The 16852-nt window shown below is 61.2% G+C and carries 17 protein-coding genes and 1 tRNA gene; 3 read left to right on the top strand and 15 right to left on the bottom strand.

The window, feature by feature from the left end; all coding sequences use genetic code 11:
* Positions 1–114 precede the first annotated feature (114 nt).
* From M9921_11630 to M9921_11570, 13 genes are all read right to left on the bottom strand, one after another.
* The gene (locus M9921_11630) at positions 115–369 is read right to left on the bottom strand and encodes a DUF86 domain-containing protein (GenBank protein MCO5297497.1); all 255 of its coding nucleotides are present in this window, start codon (positions 367–369) and stop codon (positions 115–117) included.
* A gap of 27 nt (positions 370–396) precedes the next feature.
* A complete protein-coding gene (locus M9921_11625; GenBank protein MCO5297496.1) occupies positions 397–699 on the bottom strand; it encodes a nucleotidyltransferase domain-containing protein in 303 nt (100 codons plus the stop codon).
* A gap of 441 nt (positions 700–1140) precedes the next feature.
* Entirely contained in the window at positions 1141–1998 is an 858-nt protein-coding gene (locus tag M9921_11620; protein ID MCO5297495.1) for an RHS repeat-associated core domain-containing protein, read from the bottom strand.
* 360 nt (positions 1999–2358) lie between these two features.
* A complete protein-coding gene (locus M9921_11615; GenBank protein ID MCO5297494.1) occupies positions 2359–3561 on the bottom strand; it encodes an RHS repeat-associated core domain-containing protein in 1203 nt (400 codons plus the stop codon).
* A gap of 161 nt (positions 3562–3722) precedes the next feature.
* On the bottom strand, positions 3723–4178 hold the full coding sequence (locus tag M9921_11610; protein ID MCO5297493.1) for a hypothetical protein: 456 nt from the start codon (positions 4176–4178) through the stop codon (positions 3723–3725).
* Positions 4106–5560: a hypothetical protein gene (locus tag M9921_11605; GenBank protein MCO5297492.1), complete on the bottom strand. Its 1455-nt coding sequence runs from the start codon at positions 5558–5560 to the stop codon at positions 4106–4108. Before M9921_11605 ends, M9921_11610 begins: the two co-directional genes overlap by 73 nt.
* A 757-nt stretch (positions 5561–6317) precedes the next feature.
* Positions 6318–6749: a hypothetical protein gene (locus M9921_11600; GenBank protein ID MCO5297491.1), complete on the bottom strand. Its 432-nt coding sequence runs from the start codon at positions 6747–6749 to the stop codon at positions 6318–6320.
* Positions 6750–7841: 1092 nt separating this feature from the next.
* Positions 7842–8465, bottom strand: coding sequence for a hypothetical protein (locus M9921_11595; GenBank protein ID MCO5297490.1), 624 nt, complete (start codon positions 8463–8465; stop codon positions 7842–7844).
* Between the two features lie 1392 nt (positions 8466–9857).
* A complete protein-coding gene (locus M9921_11590; GenBank protein MCO5297489.1) occupies positions 9858–10028 on the bottom strand; it encodes a nucleotidyltransferase domain-containing protein in 171 nt (56 codons plus the stop codon).
* 592 nt (positions 10029–10620) lie between these two features.
* A complete protein-coding gene (locus M9921_11585) occupies positions 10621–11091 on the bottom strand; it encodes a hypothetical protein (protein ID MCO5297488.1) in 471 nt (156 codons plus the stop codon).
* Positions 11092–11100: 9 nt separating this feature from the next.
* Positions 11101–11286: a transposase gene (locus M9921_11580; GenBank protein ID MCO5297487.1), complete on the bottom strand. Its 186-nt coding sequence runs from the start codon at positions 11284–11286 to the stop codon at positions 11101–11103.
* Between the two features lie 1002 nt (positions 11287–12288).
* A complete protein-coding gene (locus M9921_11575) occupies positions 12289–12636 on the bottom strand; it encodes a hypothetical protein (protein ID MCO5297486.1) in 348 nt (115 codons plus the stop codon).
* Between the two features lie 210 nt (positions 12637–12846).
* A tRNA-Val gene (locus M9921_11570) sits at positions 12847–12919 on the bottom strand.
* Positions 12920–13076: 157 nt separating this feature from the next.
* On the opposite strand from M9921_11570, the gene M9921_11565 reads away from it, so the two are divergent.
* Both M9921_11565 and M9921_11560 read left to right on the top strand, forming a co-directional pair.
* A complete protein-coding gene (locus tag M9921_11565; GenBank protein MCO5297485.1) occupies positions 13077–14672 on the top strand; it encodes an N-acetylmuramoyl-L-alanine amidase in 1596 nt (531 codons plus the stop codon).
* Positions 14650–15195: a GerMN domain-containing protein gene (locus M9921_11560; protein ID MCO5297484.1), complete on the top strand. Its 546-nt coding sequence runs from the start codon at positions 14650–14652 to the stop codon at positions 15193–15195. Before M9921_11565 ends, M9921_11560 begins: the two co-directional genes overlap by 23 nt.
* A 102-nt stretch (positions 15196–15297) precedes the next feature.
* On the opposite strand, the gene M9921_11555 is transcribed toward M9921_11560, so the two are convergent.
* On the bottom strand, positions 15298–15990 hold the full coding sequence (locus M9921_11555; GenBank protein ID MCO5297483.1) for a M50 family metallopeptidase: 693 nt from the start codon (positions 15988–15990) through the stop codon (positions 15298–15300).
* A complete protein-coding gene (locus tag M9921_11550) occupies positions 15956–16525 on the bottom strand; it encodes a phosphatase PAP2 family protein (protein ID MCO5297482.1) in 570 nt (189 codons plus the stop codon). The genes M9921_11555 and M9921_11550 overlap by 35 nt, the downstream gene beginning before the upstream one ends.
* A gap of 47 nt (positions 16526–16572) precedes the next feature.
* On the opposite strand from M9921_11550, the gene M9921_11545 reads away from it, so the two are divergent.
* Entirely contained in the window at positions 16573–16827 is a 255-nt protein-coding gene (locus M9921_11545; GenBank protein MCO5297481.1) for a hypothetical protein, read from the top strand.
* Positions 16828–16852 lie beyond the last annotated feature (25 nt).

The raw sequence follows: 16852 nt of genomic DNA, 5'->3' as shown, positions 1-16852 counted from the left end.
TCTCAGATTGTCTCAGATCGTGTCAGTGAATTGAGAGACATTTGAGAGACAGACCCCCTGGCTGTTTCATCCGGGAGCGGACGGAACGCGCCGCTCACCAGCCCATTGGCCACGTCAGCCCCGCTCGTCAAGAACCCCCTCAAGCTGAGGGATGAGTGTGCGCAGGTCGTCGGACACGATGTGCCAGAGAATATCGAAGTCCACCGAGTCGTAGCCGTGGATGAGGCGATGTCGAGATCCGGCGATGTCGGCCCACGGGATTTCTGGATGCGCCCGGCGGGTGTCCTCGCTCACGCGGTTGGCGGCCTCGCCGATGACCTCCACGAGCGCATGCTGGACCATGCTTCGGAAGCCGTCGAGATCGCGCACGGTCGGGCGCGCAGGCGCCCCGTGTCGTCATGCCGCGACAAACAGGACCTCCGCCTCAGCCACCACTTTGTCAACGAAATAGGGGCTCAGAAAGCCAATCGTGTTCAGGTCGACCCTTCGGCCGATAATCTGCGAGAGTTCTCGCTCCATCGAAAAGAAGCTCCACCCAACCTTTGCATAAGGTTCGAACTCGACCAGTAGGTCAACGTCGCTCTCAGGGCCGAAGTCTTCGCGCAGTGCTGAGCCGAAGAGCGAGAGCTTCCGGATGCGGTGCTTCCGGCAGAACCCTACGATCTTCTTCCGGTCGAGGTCGAGCCACTTGCGAGCCACGTTTCCCATTATCCCCTCGGCGCAACGGACAGGGTCGCCTGCGGTGCCTGTTTGGTGCTCACTAGATTAGCAGGCTGCGACCTTGCCCCTTAGCGTGTCCCACCATAACGAGCAGACGGATCATTTGCACGACGAACAATGTGAATACAAAGGCAGTAAACCATGCGACGACTTGCGACGCAGGCAGCGAAGTCACTGCAAAGAGGATGACCAGGTCCGTCGCACGTCTCAAACCAATGATGAGTCTGGACGACATGTTAAGATGCACTGACAAAGCCCCCACCATAAACGAGCCTAACGACAGCGCGGCGGCACGGGCTACGTCTGGCTGAGGTACTCGCAGGAGGGAAGATAGTGCTAACGAAGACACCAAGAGGCTCGCCGACAGAATTGCGACGATAACTATTACGACTACGAATGCCCCGGAATGATCCTGGTTCCTCATTGGGCTTCTCCTTCCGCCCATGCTTCAAGGTAGTACATCGTGAATACCAAGAACAATGTATATCCTGCATAGAAGGCAATCCGCACAGCGTTTCGCGACCATCTGTACCCGATTTGGTCTGGTGACATCATATAATCCATCCGCAGCAATGCGGCCATTCGATATGCAGCCCGCAACATCCAATCCTTGCTGGACTCAATCGCGATGTTGAGCGTCATAGCCGCGACCGTTGCACCAAAATAGCGCATCGCTCGCTGCCCATCAGCTGAATCTCCCGAATAGAACTGCCAGCAGAAATAGACTGCGAACCCCAGGGCGAGCCCCAATGCCAAGGCGGACCTGCCATCTGCATCCACCATGTTCACCGGATCGTTGTTGCAATACACGAACCAGTTGGCCCCGTCCATGGCAGGATCCTGGGAGATGAAACTCCCGGTCCCCGAATCGTAGAACCGCGCCCGCATGTAGATCAGGCCGGACTCGTCGTCCTGCTTGTGCCCAAGGTTGGCGCAGTAGCGGGTGTTGGGATCGGTCGTCACTCCCGCCTGAGCGCGAACACCGCCCCAGGCGTCGTAGGCCCGCAGGTTGGCAAGGTCCCCTTCGAGCGAGATCGTGTCGATCATGTTCCCATGTCCATCATAGAGCGGATACTGTTGGTTCCGCTGGCTCCCGCTGATCGAGGTTTCGATCCAGTCGATGCCCCGGGGACCCAGACCGTAGCGGGTGCGGTGCACCTCTTCGGCCTGTAGGGCGACCCTGTCCTCCTCCATGCACATCTGGCCGTCGAAGCCAATCAGTTTCAGTACGTCTCCTGCGCAATGCCCAAGCCTCTGATTCGGCGCTTCCGTCAGCATCCACCATACAAAGGACGCTTATCTGGACTGTACAGCATCTAGCCCTCATACATGAGACTCAATGTTCCTTAGACGAACGGCGGACAAATGTCCATCCCCGCAAACCCATACGAAAATAGCTTACAACCGAGACCATCAGCAGTATTGGGCCGAGATTCGTTGCTTCAAAGCCCTCTGCACCTAGCACGACCCGCGCAACTGCGTAGGCGACCATCATGAGAACGTTGACGGTCCCAGCCTGCAACACTACCCTATGTGTAAGAGGCGTCTCGCGCGCCCATCCTAGGCATTGTGCCCCGAGAAGAGCAAGAAAGATGCATGCGGGTAATGCCAATATCATGATAATAAAGGTCGTCGAGTTCATCCAAGCAACTCCATCATCACGTCGGTTGCAATGAGTTCCGCGAGGAGCGCCAATCCATAGGCATATACAAAGAAAATGGCTGCGCCGACCGCGGTCTTCGACCCGTGGGAGGCACCTGCCGTCATCAGGGAAACGATGCCGATGAATGCTGTTAGCGAAACACCGATCATACCCAGGACCCTGCCATCAATATCCGTGCCGCTCGCAAATAGGGATGCTGCAGAGAAGCAGGCGGTTGCAATCAGCGCACAGGCGTTGGCACGATTCAGATGATGGAAGGTCTGCACTTCCCCTATGTAACTGGGGTTGTACTTACCAAACTGCCACACAGCCAGGGCGGCAAAAGCCCATCCAGCTGCTGCCCAGAGATTAGAAGCAGGGATATAGAACGTTCCGCTAGAGTCCGCATAGCTCACCGGATCGTTGTTGCAGTACACGAACCAATTGGTCCCTTGCATCGCCGGGTCCTCGGAGATGAACCTCCCCGTCCCCGAGTCGTAGAACCTGGCCCGCATATAGATCAGGCCGGACTCGTCGTCCTGCTTGTGCCCAAGGTTGGCGCAGTAGCGGGTGTTGGGGTCCGTCGTCACTCCCGCCTGATCGCGCACGTCGCCCCACGCGTCGTATTCGCGCAGGTTGGACAGGTCCCCCTCGAGCGAGATCGTGGCGATCATATTCCCATGTCCATCATACAAAGGATACGTCCGCGTGGGAGATCCGCCGGTGATCGATTGCTCCATGTAATCGACGCCGCGCGCGCCGAGTCCGTACCGCGTGACCTTCGTGTACTCGCCCGGACCATAGGAGGGGACAAAATCCTCCTCCATGCACATCTGCCCGTCGTAGAAGTAGCGGCTCGTGGCCTTGTTGACTGTCCAGTTTTCGTCGTACCAGCCAGAGCCGTGCACTCTGTCGGCCGGGTTCCAAGTCACCGACAGACCCGAGACCTTCTCGACCCGCAGGCCGTCGGGCCTGTACTCGTAGCGCGCACCGTCGCTCGCTCCGCACACGCTGGTGCAGCGGTTGAGCACGTCGTACACGTAGCGCTGCACGCCGCTCTGGCCGTAGTTGCGCCAGGTGCGGTTGCCCATGATGATGTCGCTTTGGTACGTGGCCAGCCCCTCGAGACCAGGCGGTTCAGGTCGATATGGCTCGCGCACTCTGCCCGGTCGTCGGCGTTGCCCGCAGATCAATGTCAACTCGGCTCCTCGCCGGCCAGACCGTCGTTGTAGTCGACGCCTGTCAGGAACCCCCGCGCATCGCCTCGTGGTCTCAGTCGGTCAAGGCCAACTTCCCGAGATCGCCATGGTAGAACACCTGATCGAGCGCTGCCCCTTCGCGTCGTAGTGGTACACCTGACTCAGGAAGTGGCGTGGTCGTAATCCATAGGAAGCCTGCAGTAAGTGTCCCAGTAGTCGTACACACCGGCGCACCGACCCCCCGCGTCGTAGTCGTAGACCACATGGGCGCGGCTCTCCGCTGGATCGTTCGCCGAGTACCAAGAGCCGTTGCTCGCCGACCCCGCGGTCGGCGTCTGGGCAAATGCGGCTTCGACGAGCCGCCCCGACTGATCGTAGGCATAGTGAAACTCGTTGGTGGTGGGGTCTCCGTAAGAGTCCAGTTGAACCATCGTCTGGAACGCAAGGGCGCCCTGCAGCGGATTCCCGCAGCGAACGTAGTCTCCATAAACCCATTGCGTGGTGCCGTTGGGGGTCGTGTAGGTCGTCTGGGCGCGCAGACCGCTCACATAGTACTGATAGGCGGTCGTGTAGATCGCGGACTGACCATCCTTGCCTTCTGCGGTCCCGACCAGCACCCCCAACTCCCACGGCCGCTGGCTGTCCGAGCCGTACGTGAAGCTCTGCCACCTCTCGGTAACCCGTCCTCGATCAGGGTGGGCTGCCCCGTGGCCGTTCCGCTTCCGTAGGTGTAGCTCACGACAGGATCGTCGTCGACGGTGACTTCCGAGACCTCGCCATCGTCCAGGTAGGTCGTCACGAACACGTGACCGGCAGCGTCCTCGACCTCTACAGCCCGGCCCATGGAATCGTACTCGAGCGTGCTGGTCACCCGGTTGGCCCCTTGGACATCCTCGTCGACCTCGATCGCAGCGCCCCAGTACGGAGAGCCGAGTGAACCGTAGGAGGTGGCAGTCTCGATGAAATCGTTGGAGCCGCCGTCCTTGCTAATCTTGTGGATGTGCGTCGGGCGACCCAGCGAGTCGTACTGGAAACTCGCCGTCTCGTCCCCTCCCGAGACCGCGATCGCGTCCCGCCAACCGGTGCCGCTCGAATTGCTGAAGGTCGCGTTGACAGAGTCGTAGACGAGGTGCGGCAGTCCCTTACCGGTCGATGCCTGATCGTCGTAATAGTCGGTGAAGGAGATCACCGCCGGTTCGGATGTGTTGGGCCATGTGGTCACCGAAGCCTTCCGCTGAAAATACTTGTCGGCGCCCCAGTAGGCGATCTCGGTACGGGTGGTGCGCTCAGGGTTCTGCTCGCCATAGGACCATTCGCTTGTCTCCTGGAGCAGCGGCATGCCGAGGAAGTTGTATGCCGAGTCCGCAGCTGACAGTTGGCGCTCGCGACAGCATGCCTGAAGCCTTGAAGTGTTCAGAGTCGGGCCCTCCGTCGCCGTCGGCCGATACGTCACCGATTCGAGCAGGTCGTGCGTGAAGGGGTTGACGTAACGCTCCGAGTATTTGCACGGTGCCGCTCCACTCGGGGGCAGCGGATCCGAGATCCTTTGGTAGACGAGCGGCGCTTGCTCAGACGCAGCGCTGGTCATGACTTCGCATATGCTCACCATGACGTAGTTCTCACCTTCGCCAAAGCCGTCCTGGAATTCGGGAGGTCCGACCGAGTAGTAGGTCGACGAGTAGGGACCCTCCGGGCAGGCAGTCGTGGAGTTCTTGAAATAGGAGAACATTCCGCTCGGGTGAGCAATCTTGTAGCAAAACACTGCGGGAATCGCGGTGTTGTACGGTGTAACGGGAGAGTTGCCCTCACAGTAGTGGATGATCGTCTCCAGTCCTCTGGGATCCGTGATCTTGTAGAGCAGGTCCGTGTCGATGGACACATCTGGATCGAGCAGGCCGGAGTAGTCGTACTGGTGATAACACCCGCGCGTGAAAATGTCGAAATCGATCCCGTTTGGGCCATCGCTGCTGCGCGTCGACGTGCCTGCCAGATCCATCATCGACTTGCACGATACGGTTGGCCTCGTCGCCCGTGCCCCACGTGAAATTGAGCTCGCGCCCATCCGGCGTGGAGATGGTTTCCAGTTTGGCTTCACTTGTGTCGCCGTTTGCCTTCTCGAACGTTACATAGTCGTTCGTTCCGGAATAGGTAAAAGTGGTCGCGTTCCCATGACGGTCCGTGATCGATGTGACTTTCAGCACATTGCTGGGCACTGGATCGCCCGTCTGGTCGCCGTTTTCATCGAGAGCGTACGCGCCCTCTGGATACTCGCCCTTCTTTTCGTACACATAGGTCGTCCCCTCGGGAGTCAGCACGGTGCACCCAGTGGTGATCCAGTAGCTCTGGTCCTCGACGACGAGCGTCTCGTACTGGCGATCGACGACGTTTCTGTCCCATGCGGGCGTCGATAGGATTCCGTCGGCATCGACCTGAACGCACTCAAGGTAGCCGCTGGCATCCGTTGCGGTGATCGAGACAGGCGGAGCGGCAGTTGACGATGACTGTAGTGTGGATCGCCCTGCCCGCCGGGAGGCTGCTCGCGAAACTGGATCGGGACGGAGCGCGATGGGACGCCGGGACCCTTGAGAAGCCCGCCCACCGTCGAGCGCATATCCACACTCAGGGTCCAACCCCAGCCGAAGGGCCCTTCGTCCGGGTTGTTGGCGCTGTACGTGCGCGTCACGTTGGCGGGAATCCCGAGGCTTGATTGCACCGCCCAGTCCGTCTCTGTGTGCATGTAGTTGCCGGTGGTGACGTCAACCTCCGAGTGCATCACCGAGAAGGCATTGGTCCCTGCGACGTAGGCGTTCGGGTTGTTCTTGCCGGCAAGCGCGTCCATCTCTTTCTTTGTCAGCGCGCGCGAATCCTGCATCGCCGGTTTGGGCGGGGATCCGTGCCGGCGAACGGGAATTTGGATCGACCCGATCGGGATGCACCAGTGGCCTGATGGCGCCATTCCTTTGGGAGCGGCGCACTACCAGCACGTCGGCGGTGAACTGAACATCGTCCGGGAGCGGCCGTTCTTGGACCGTGCCGGGAATTGGGTCGAAGACAAGAAAGCGGTCTTCCTTCGCGGCCTCGAATACGAGGAAGTGGCCGTCCTTGAGCCAAAGGGCGCCGCGGGGCAGCTTCGCGAAGTCAAGGGAGTTGACGCGCATGCCAACCGCATTCAGACCAAGCTGCTGCAAGGCCCCTCGCATCACTCAGGCTCGTGCCCTGATTCGTTGTGTTGCACAGGCCGCCAGCGTCTCGATGGGTTGCCTCTTCAAGTCGAAGATCTCAAGGACGCGGGCAAGCGCCTTCGGACCACAAAGAGCGATCTCCCGTCCGATCCACTCCTCATGCTCCTTGGCGATCGCGTCGAACTGCCTCACCATCGCCGCCGGTGGATCCCCGAGCCGTTGAATGCGCTTGAAGGCTGCGTAGACGAGCGGGCTATGTGGGTGGGTCCTGGCAAACTCGAGATACGTTTTGCACGCTTGGGCGGGCGACTGGTCCTTGGCTTGGCATACCGCCGCCTGGTACGCCGCTTGATCGGGAAGGGTCCCGTAGTCGGGATCCGCTGTGTCGCCGCCCTTGTGCTTGACCTCGGCCTGGTCGAACCAGTGCGCCGCCTCATCGAAGTCCCTTCCTTGGCGCTGACGAAACCAAGACGAATGCGAGAGGCCGTGACCTCGTCCTGTTCGAGCTTGGACGGGTTGTCGCCGAACCTGCCGATCAAGCCCATGAGATCGGCGCGCGCTCCCGCAAGGTCGCCTCGCGCCATCTTCGCATCCGCGCCGCGCCGCAACTTGGTCGCAACGGGAACCGGTGCCCTGAGCTTCGCATCAGCCGGCCTGCGAGCCACGGAGAAGTGCTGCCATGAAACCAGGCCGAGTGTCAGAGCTGCTCCAAGGCTGCCCACAAGCGCCAGTCGACAGACCGTCAGCCGCAAACGCAACCCATATTCTAGGAGTTTCACGGTTCTAGTCGCCCTCGTCGTAGACAATGCTGATAACGGGATTCTTGACAACCCAAAGCCGCGGTGCCGAATCGCTTTCTGGAAACGTCTCGGGCGCGTGGGAGGCGAACTCGTTGCTTGCGAAATAGGCCAAGCGGAATTGCCGTTGCCGACAAATGTCGCTTCGTCGCAGATGGCCAGACACAGATGTTGAAGAGCCCCTGCTGGAGTGTAGGGCTCAAGGGGATTCGCGTAAGGCTGTCCGATCCGGGTCAAACTCCAGCTCACGTAATCCTTGGGCTCAGGCGGAGTGCTCGAGATCGCCTTATGGTCCATGGGATCAAGCCATACCGGATACGGGCTCTGCGCGGTGCCTCGCGGTGCGATCGAAGTCCAGCGTGTCGACCAGACCACACTTCCCTCCGTCGCTCAAGTTGGGATCGTTGGACGGGTCCGGTGAGAACAGACCGAGATCCGGCCCCCCGAGGTATTGGCCGTTGTGGAGCGGAACTCGGCCGCAGTCGAGGAGCGAAAGCGCCGCAAAGCCGATGTCCTCGACGTCCGGCGTCTCGTCGGGCCAGAGCTGAATGCGGGCCGTGCCGCTTTGATCCTGCGGGTACCCGTTCCAGTACATGTTTCCGGCGAATAGGCCTCCACGAAACTCGGAGGCTCCAAAGCTGTGGTTTCGGGGTGATCCGTTCGGATCGGTGCCAAAGAGGAAGGTGTCGTTGGACGACAGCGGGTATCCGACGCGCGAGTCGATGCTGGCATCGGAGCAAGCGATCTTCAACACCTCGTATTCTAGGAAGTAGCAGGTGTCGTGGTGCTTCTTTACGCCGCTGACGTACCACTCGTCGTGATCCCAGACGACGACGGTGACCGTCTGCGGGCTGAGCGGGCTCTGGCCGTCCTCGCCGGGATCCGGAGTCATGTGCACATCGAGGGTGGTGTCGTTCCACGGCACCCAAATGACGTATCCGGACCCGCTGGGCGCGGGGTTCTCGATGTAGATGACTCCGTCGGCTCTCTTGCGACCGAGCTCGGCCGGGGTAGAACACCGTACGACCGATCAAGGTCGTGGCCCTCAGGAGGAACTGGGTAGGAGACGTTGAACCCCAGCCGAAGGGCGTGGGGGTGGGGATCCCGATCCGTCCGAGCTTGGCGGAATCCCAGAAGTACGATGGGCTGACCGATCGGGCTTCTTCAACGCTTGTCAGAAAGACCCCTGGATTCGGGGGGTCTGAGACACCGGGGCCACCGATGGTGGCGGCTAGGATCGCGGCAAGGAAGATCATCATTCCTCCATTAGTCCCCATTATCATAACGAGGTTCTGCTCGGATAATAAGATAGCCATCAATCCGAAAACATGTCGTTTCTTTTGTGGACGACAATGGAATTTCACAAGCTCAGCTGCCAGGCTGTTGGGATTGAGGGCCGTGAGGATGTGTGGCTCCTCAGGGGCACCTGGGGTACCTTGAACCTGAGTTCGATTGAACCTGGTGGTGGGCGATGCAGGACTCGAACCTGCGGCCATCTCGGTGTAAACGAAACCTGGCCAGGTTCAAAATGACGACCCAGATTCTCAGACCGTCTCAGAACGTCTCAGATCGTGTCAGTGAATTGAGAGACATTTGAGTGACCATGACCAGACGCGCGCTGGTCTCAGCGGCTCATGTAACTGCTGTCAGATGCGACGCCTGGTACCGGTTCCGCGATGGGTGCCGAGACCCCGGTGCCGGCTTGCTGGCCGAGCTTAGTTACATATCAGGGAACTGGCCGGGCTAAGATTGGGCCGTTTCTGCCGCCCTCCCAGTCCTCCAAGGGGCTCTAACCGGGTGACCAGCACGCTCGGATGCCCGACGCAATCCTCGACCGACTCGTCCACAGCGCCCACAGACTCGATCTGAGGGGAGAATCCCAGCGGTCCGCTCGTCCTTGACTATGCCGATCGCTTCAAGCTAATCTATGACCATCCAGCGCCAATGCTCGGAAAGTGATCGCCATGCTCCGGAATGCGTGATCGTTTTTGCCAGAATATGCACCATGGGGTTCACGCAATTGCATTATGGCGGGTAGGATCGCGCCTGGAATCCCATCAAATTCCGCGCTCCGGATGGCACGGCTCGCTCAGGGAGGCTTCGTGCGGAGATCTCGAGCAACACGGGATGCGTAGGCTGGTGGTGAGGTCCAGCGTCGTCGTCGCAGACGCGACGCAGCGGTTCTACAACGAGGAGAGGCCGCAGATGGTTGCCAGGGCGGATGACCCCGGCAGCGCCGCGGCGCAGATTCAGGCGGTCGCGGACGGACCTCACAGCGCCTCGGCCTCGCCGAGGACCCTCTCGCGGAACTTGGGCTTCAATCCGCGCTCCGTGGCATCGTCCACTGGCCCCGCCCGAGCAGCTCTTCCAAGCCCAGTTTCAGCGCAACATGTCCCAAGAGGCTTCGCCCGGGCTCAAGCACGACAAGGAAGTCCACGTCGCTGCTCTCGGACTCCTCCCCGCGCGCAACGGAGCCGAAGAGCCTCACACAGTGGGCGCCACAGCGCGCCACCAGCCGGACAGGCGTCAAACCCTCAACCTCCAGGTGCGTTTGCCTGCGCTTTGCGAAAGGACTCCGCTTCTCTCGCCAAGGTTTTCTCCCACTCTATGGTCCAGACCATCATCCGCGTCCTGACGTAGGGCCATCCAAGCAGACCCTTTCCCTTCGCTCGGATAAGGCATCTCGACTTATCAATCGGCTCATAGTCAATTTCTTCGAATGAGACAAGGGCGTCCATTCCCGGCATTCCAAATCTGGCACTAGCAGGGTGCTGAAGAACCGCCGGTTTTCGGCGGTCTGCACCCTGGGCGGGAATGTAGCCGGTATCGCCCGCCAAGGGGCGCAGGCGGCGGGTTTTTTCGTCGTTTTTACGGTGTCTTTGGCGCGCCTGGGGGCCTCAAATAACTCCTCAAGGTCGTTTGGAGCGTGATGTTCGCCATCCGGACGATTGTACGCTGCGCTCCGAGCAAAAAGATTCCATACCACCTTGCGCATTGCCCCGACTGCCTGGGCTTGCTTGAAACCTCCGACAGTTTTCTCCAGCCGAAGATCTCCTCCACGGCGGATCTTCTGGCTCGTCTTATAGCCCTCGTGCCTCGTCGTTCGGCCGTCGATGCGGCTGTGCTTGTGCCCGCGCGCCACGTGGGGCTTGATGTCCCGCAGGCGGCAGCCCACTCGACAACTTCGTCTGGTCGTAGAGCTTGTCCGCGCCTACCGTCGTGCCAGCCCGTTGTCCTCGAGCATCCTGAGCGCGCCGCATCGACTTCATGATTGCCCTCAACCGTCGTAACCGCAGTGTCCACCACCAGTCGTTGCGGTTCTCCATCAGAACGTGGCCCGCGTGGCTGGGCGCCTGGCTTCCGCTGCCCCAGCCTTGCGGGCCATCCGCCCCATCGGGGTCGGTCGTGCTCTGGTGCGTCTGGTTCGTGCGGCTCTCCCCCTTGAAGTCCACTTCGGGATTCGAGCCCGTGCCGCCTTCGGGCGGATCGGGGGATCCTTCTTGGGCTTGAAGCTCTTGTGGGAGGCCCACGCGCAGCAGGGTGCCGTCCACCGTGAGTGGTCACTCGCTCTCGGCCGGCGCATCTCCGCGTGGACTTCGCACCCCCTCGAAGAACAGCCGCGCAACTTCGCCTTCGAGCAACCGTTCCCGGTTCTTGGAGAACGTCGAGGCGTCCCAGACCGCTTCGTCAGCGTCCAGACTGACCACGAACCAGCGGAAGAGCATGTTGTAGCGGATGTGCTCCATCAGGCTGCCTGCTCTTCAGGAATGGGTACAACACCATCAGCACCAGGGCGCGGAGCTGCTTCTCCGGTGCGATCGAAGGGCACGTCGATCGGGAACATCGCCCAGAACTCGGATTCGCAGTCGGCCAGAACCGCGTCCGTGACACATCTTGACCTCGCGAAAGCATGGGTCACAGCACGAACATCTCCGGGTTGATCATCGCGACAAGCGACGGTTGAAGCTGGTCTTCGCCCTTCATACTTGTAAAGACGAACCAGCTTCTCTCAGACGAATTTAATGGATAGCAAAAGAATGGTGCCTTTTTCAGCACCCTGCTAGCTCGCACCTCGTCCACGAGACAGGCCACCGCCCGAGCATGTACCTTGCAGTCATCGATGTGTCGTGGACTTGATGTGTTCCTTCCACTGCCAGTCGGTGGTAAGAGCATCTTCGGATATGCGGTGATCATTCGCGAAAGTCTTGATCCGCCGACCGCTTACGTGCATTCTTCTATTCTCCGACTTGCTGGGACGCCATCACGCAAACTCAACTCGCATTTGCCTTCACCTACGTCTTCTTCTTCTTCGTTGGCCCTCCGGTAATTGCTCCTGGGGGAAGAGCTTGACGTGATTTCTCCTCAAGGTCTTCATCCAGGTCAGTGGATGGTGCCCAAGAGGTAGCAACGTTAATCCGGAGAGGACATTGTTCAGGTCATTCACGAGGTTCCTCATCAAGGAGCGTGCAAACAGACTGGCGGCAGTCCGCCCGAGGCCCATCTCGGCCCAGGCCGTACGTGGATCTGGAAAGCGCAAATCTCGAGATTGCCCCGAGCTAATAGCGGTATGAATGAGCCGAGTAGCTCGCGCTCCTATTGAGATGGCCATCCTGGTCCACCGGATCGTTGTTACGGTACTGGTCAGTTGGTGCGCTATCATCGCCGGTTCTTCAGGAGATGAACCTGCCGGGCTACCAACGTCGCTGGTGCCTGCGCCGGTCTGCGGAATGGACTCGTCGACACCCTTGCTAAAGGTTCACGCTGCAGTACCGGAACCATTCTGGGTTATCATCACTCCCACTGATCGCGCCTGCCCCAGCGCTACACCCCGGTGAGGCGGGCGGTCGACGGATGTATTCGCGCAGGTTGGACAGCGTTCCCGAGAGCGAGATCGTGGCGATCATGTTCCCATGTCCATCATAGAGCGGATAGAGGGAGGTTTGCGGATTTCCGCTCACAGAGGTCTCGATCCAGTCGATGCCCCGGGCGCCCAGGCCGTAGCGCGTGCAGTTCACAACTTCGGCTTGTTCCTCGACGTTGTCTTCCTCAAAACACATCTGGCCGTCGCAGAAGTAACGCGTGGTCTCCTTGTTCACGCTCCAGTTTTTGTCGTACCAACCCGAGGCGGGCCCCTTGTCCGCTGGGTTCCAGCTGACCGAAGCCCGGTGCCTTTCTCAACCCGCACACCGCCGGGCCGGCACTCGCCTGGTGGTGGGCGATGAGGGACTCCCCGATTCGCTCCGCTCATTCCCCTCGCTAACGCTCGGCGGGGTCCACTTCTCGCCCTCAGGCCACGAGCAAGCTCGTGGGCGATGAGGGACTCGAACCCCCGACATCCTCGGTGTAAACGAGGCGCTCTACCAACTGAGCTAATCGCCCGCGGACTCTTCCCAAGGAACTTTCAACCCGATATTCTGGGTATCTGCGGCCAACTCTCGCCGCTTCACGCACCCATGGGTTGCCACATTATGCGAAAAGATGTAGAATCCCCGCAACGCTCAGGATGAAGCGCCTTCTGCTCTGCTTGATACCATGGATGGTGATCGGCACTGCGGCGGCCGGCGGCGAACCGCGCCCGGCTACCGTGTCCTTCACCCACTTCGGCATGGCCCGCGATCTCGTGTGGCGCGTCGATGAAGAGTGTTTCGTCGCACCCCCCGTCGCCCTGCGCTGGGGATGGACCACTTCCCTCGCCGGCGAAACCGCAAGCGTGACCGTCGATGGCCGGCGCGTCGATGTCCCCCTCGCGCGCATCGGCAAGACGCCCGCCCTCCCCCTTCGCCAAATCCTCGAGAAACTCGACGGGGGCTCGGCGTGGCGTGCGGGAACCGATACCCTCGACGTCTGGGGAGTCGTCAAAAGCGCCACGATCGACGACGGGACCTTCACCCTCGAAGCCAGCCTCGCCACAAAACCCAAAATCACCCGCGCGGAGAACCCGCCGCGCGTGGTTGTCGACCTGCCCGGCCTCAAGCTCGACAACAAGACCTCCATCGCCCTCGGCCCGCGCGCCAAGGTCGAACAGCAACCGGGCGGCGTCCGCATGATTCTGGAAACCGACGAGACGCCCGTCATGGTCGGCATGGCCCAACAGCCCGCACGCGTGTTTCGCTACGACCTCAAGAAGGGCTACAGCGGCGACCTTTCGCCCGTCGAATCCACCGGCGACGCGTCCGGCTCGGCCTCCGAAATCGCCACGACAGCCCCTCCGGTCACTCCCCGGCAGGCACAACTGCCCGTCGCCGGACCGCTCACCCTCTCCAACGAAACCAAAGCCAGCGCGTTGCTCGGCATCCAACTGCCCCCCGGCCTCAAAGAAGCGCCGACCGTCACCCGACCCGAACCCGCCGTGATCGAAGTGCTCTTTCCCGGCGCGAAGTTCGAAAGTGAGAGCCCCGCCGGATCTTCCATCGAGAGCATCGAGGTGCGCGATACCGAGAAGGGCGCGGTGCTCGCCATCCGGCTCGTGCGGCCCATGGGTGTCGAAATCGCGACCGTCACAAGCGAGATGCAGATTCGGCTCCTCAAACCCGAGGTCGGCAACGGCAAACTCGCCGGCAAGGTCATCGTCGTCGACGCGGGCCACGGGGGGAGCGACACCGGCGCGCGCAGCCCCGACAAGAAGATCGCCGAGAAGGACCTGACGCTCCCCATCGCCAAGAAACTCGCCCAGCGCCTCGCCGCGCAGGGTGCGACGGTCATCATGACGCGCAAAACCGACGTGGCCGTCGAGCTTCACTCCCGCCCCGACGTCGCCAACCGCAACAAGGCCGACCTGTTCCTGAGCGTCCACATCAACTCGAACACGACGGGCAAGACCTCGGGCGGCATGACGTTCTATCACATGCAGGACCCCATCAGCGCGCTGCTCGCCGAGTGCGTGCAGCGCGAGATCGCAAAGGTCAGCAAACTTCCCGACTTCGGCGCCAAGAGTGACCGCATCCTCTACCAAAGTGGGCTGGCGGTTTTGCGGGGTGCTAAAATGCCCGCAATCCTCATGGAGTTGGGCTTCCTCAATCATCCGACCGACCGCAAGCGTATGCTGACCGACGAATTCCAAGACGCGGTCGCCGATGCGGTCGTGCAAGGCCTCAAGGTGTATCTGGGCGATGGCAAGGCGAAAGAAGAGTAAGACCCAAGACAAGAGCGTTTGGGCCCTCCTCGCGCTGGGCCTCGGCGTGGTCGGTGCCCTCGCGGCCTACGTGAAGTTCACGCCCGCCGACCGCGTGCCCGAACCCATGCGCCGCCCGGCAGCCACCTCGTCGAAACCGGCCCCGGCCGCCACTCAGGTGTGGGTGTTCTCGCCGCATGCCGAAGGCGTGGAGATCGGGTTCGACCGCACGAAGATGCCCGTTCCCACCGGCGTGGACGCCAAGGTTTACGCAGTCAACGAGTTCCTCTCCAAGTCGAAGATCGCACCCGAAGGCGCACGCCTCGTCAGCGCACAAGTGATCGAAGGCGAAGCGCAGCTCCACTTCAACCGCGCGTTCGACACGACCTACGGCAGCACCGACGAATCCGCCCTCATCCAAGGCCTGCAACGCACATTCGGCCAGTTCCCCGACATCCAAGCGCTTCGCTTCTACGTGGAGGACACGCCGATGTCCACCACGGGGAATATTGATTTGAGCGAGCCGGTGCCTGTGCTTCGCTAGGGCGAAGCACGTTGATCGTTTGTCGTTTGTCGTTTGTCGTCCGGACTCGTTGCCGCCAGCGATCCCCCCGACAAACGATAAACGACCAACGATAAACGACACTCACCGCCAGGCGTGGCGTAGCGCGGCCATGACGGCCATGACGGCCAGCACGCACCAGCACAGCGCCCAAAACAAGCCCGGCACGCCGGTGAGGTTCGCCATGTTCTGTGCGTCGCTCTCGCGCGTGGCGAGGGCGGTGACGTTGAGCAGGGTCATGAGGGACTGCGCGGACGCGACGCAGAGCTGGAGGCCGAGGAATTGGGCGGCGAGGATCACCCAGAGGCCCTTTCCCCACTTCGCCAAAGCGCCGAGGGCGGCGAGCCAGCCGAGGGCTGTCACGACGCCGATGCCGTCGCCGCGCAGCCAGAGCAGCGATCCGACGGCCAGAATTCCGGCCAAGATCCCGAGGGCACGCTTGGCTCGCTTCTCGCTCGAACTCGCGGCGATCAGGGCCGCACCTGCAATCGTCGCGCCCAGGTACCCGGCCGACGAGATAAGGATCGGGTTGCCGCCCATGGTGTTGGTTAAGCCGCTGCCGTCGGCGTACACGTGCACCACGATGCCCTGCGCACCCGTCGCTAGGGCGGCAAGCGCATGGCTGAGTTCGTGGGTCTGGGTGCCCAGATAGTTGATCGGTGTTGTGAGCACCGCAAGACCAGGCACGAACCAGGCGATCACGACGATGCCTGTCGCGATCAGCAACGCGTTGCGAAACTGCTCACTCTTGCTCGGCCGGGTTGGCGCTTGGCTCATCGGTTGCCTTCCTTCGAATGCGCGCATACGCTTCGAACGTCTTCACCACTAGGAAACCCGAGAAAATGCCGACCGCCCACCCAAACAGGACTTGTGACGGATAGTGCACTCCGACGTAGATGCGCGAAAGGCCCGTCAGGAAGGCAAGCACGATCCAGATCGCGCCCCATCGCGGCGCGTACACCGTGAACACGAAGGCAACCGCCGCCATGTTCGCACTGTGCGCCGAGGCGGTTCCGAAGCTGGTGAGCTTCGCGGTGCGGATGATCGCGTCCGTAACCTCGACCGAGGGTCGGGCCATCTGGAACACGGCTTTGAGCACGTCGCAGATCTCGTTAGCCATCGGAAACGCCAGGATCGCGGCGAACCCCATCGCACGGGTGTTTTTCCTTGCCAGCAGGAAGATCACGAGCGCCACGAGGAGCAGGCGCACCGGAGTCTGCTTCGTCGCCTCGCTGAGGAAGACCATAATCGGGCTCAGCCACTCGGGCCAGCCGTTGATCGCGTGGAAGACCTGAAGGTCGAGCGCCCGCACCAGGCCAGTTTACGCGGAGGCGGGGCATGAGCGTGCTCGCCCGGTGGATGGCTCGCAGACTTTGGTTCGCGATGCTGTGGCTCATGCGCCGCCCGGTGATCAAACGCGCACGCCGCGGATTTCCCTTGCTGTTGCCTAAGAGCTTCCAGCAGCGCGCCTGGGAGTCGGTCAAACGCCAAGACCGGCTGGCTCGCCGCTATGGATTGCCGATCCTGATCGGGATGATGACCCTCCTCCTCGGCTCGATCTTCGTTACGGCCGCCTTCATGGGCACGCTGAAGCTGTACGAACAGGTGCGCTGACGGGGCCCGTACGGTAGGGGACATT

This window comes from Fimbriimonadaceae bacterium, from assembly GCA_023957775.1.
Lineage (GTDB): Bacteria > Armatimonadota > Fimbriimonadia > Fimbriimonadales > Fimbriimonadaceae > JAMLGR01.
This window is presented reverse-complemented; position numbering and strand designations above follow the sequence as displayed.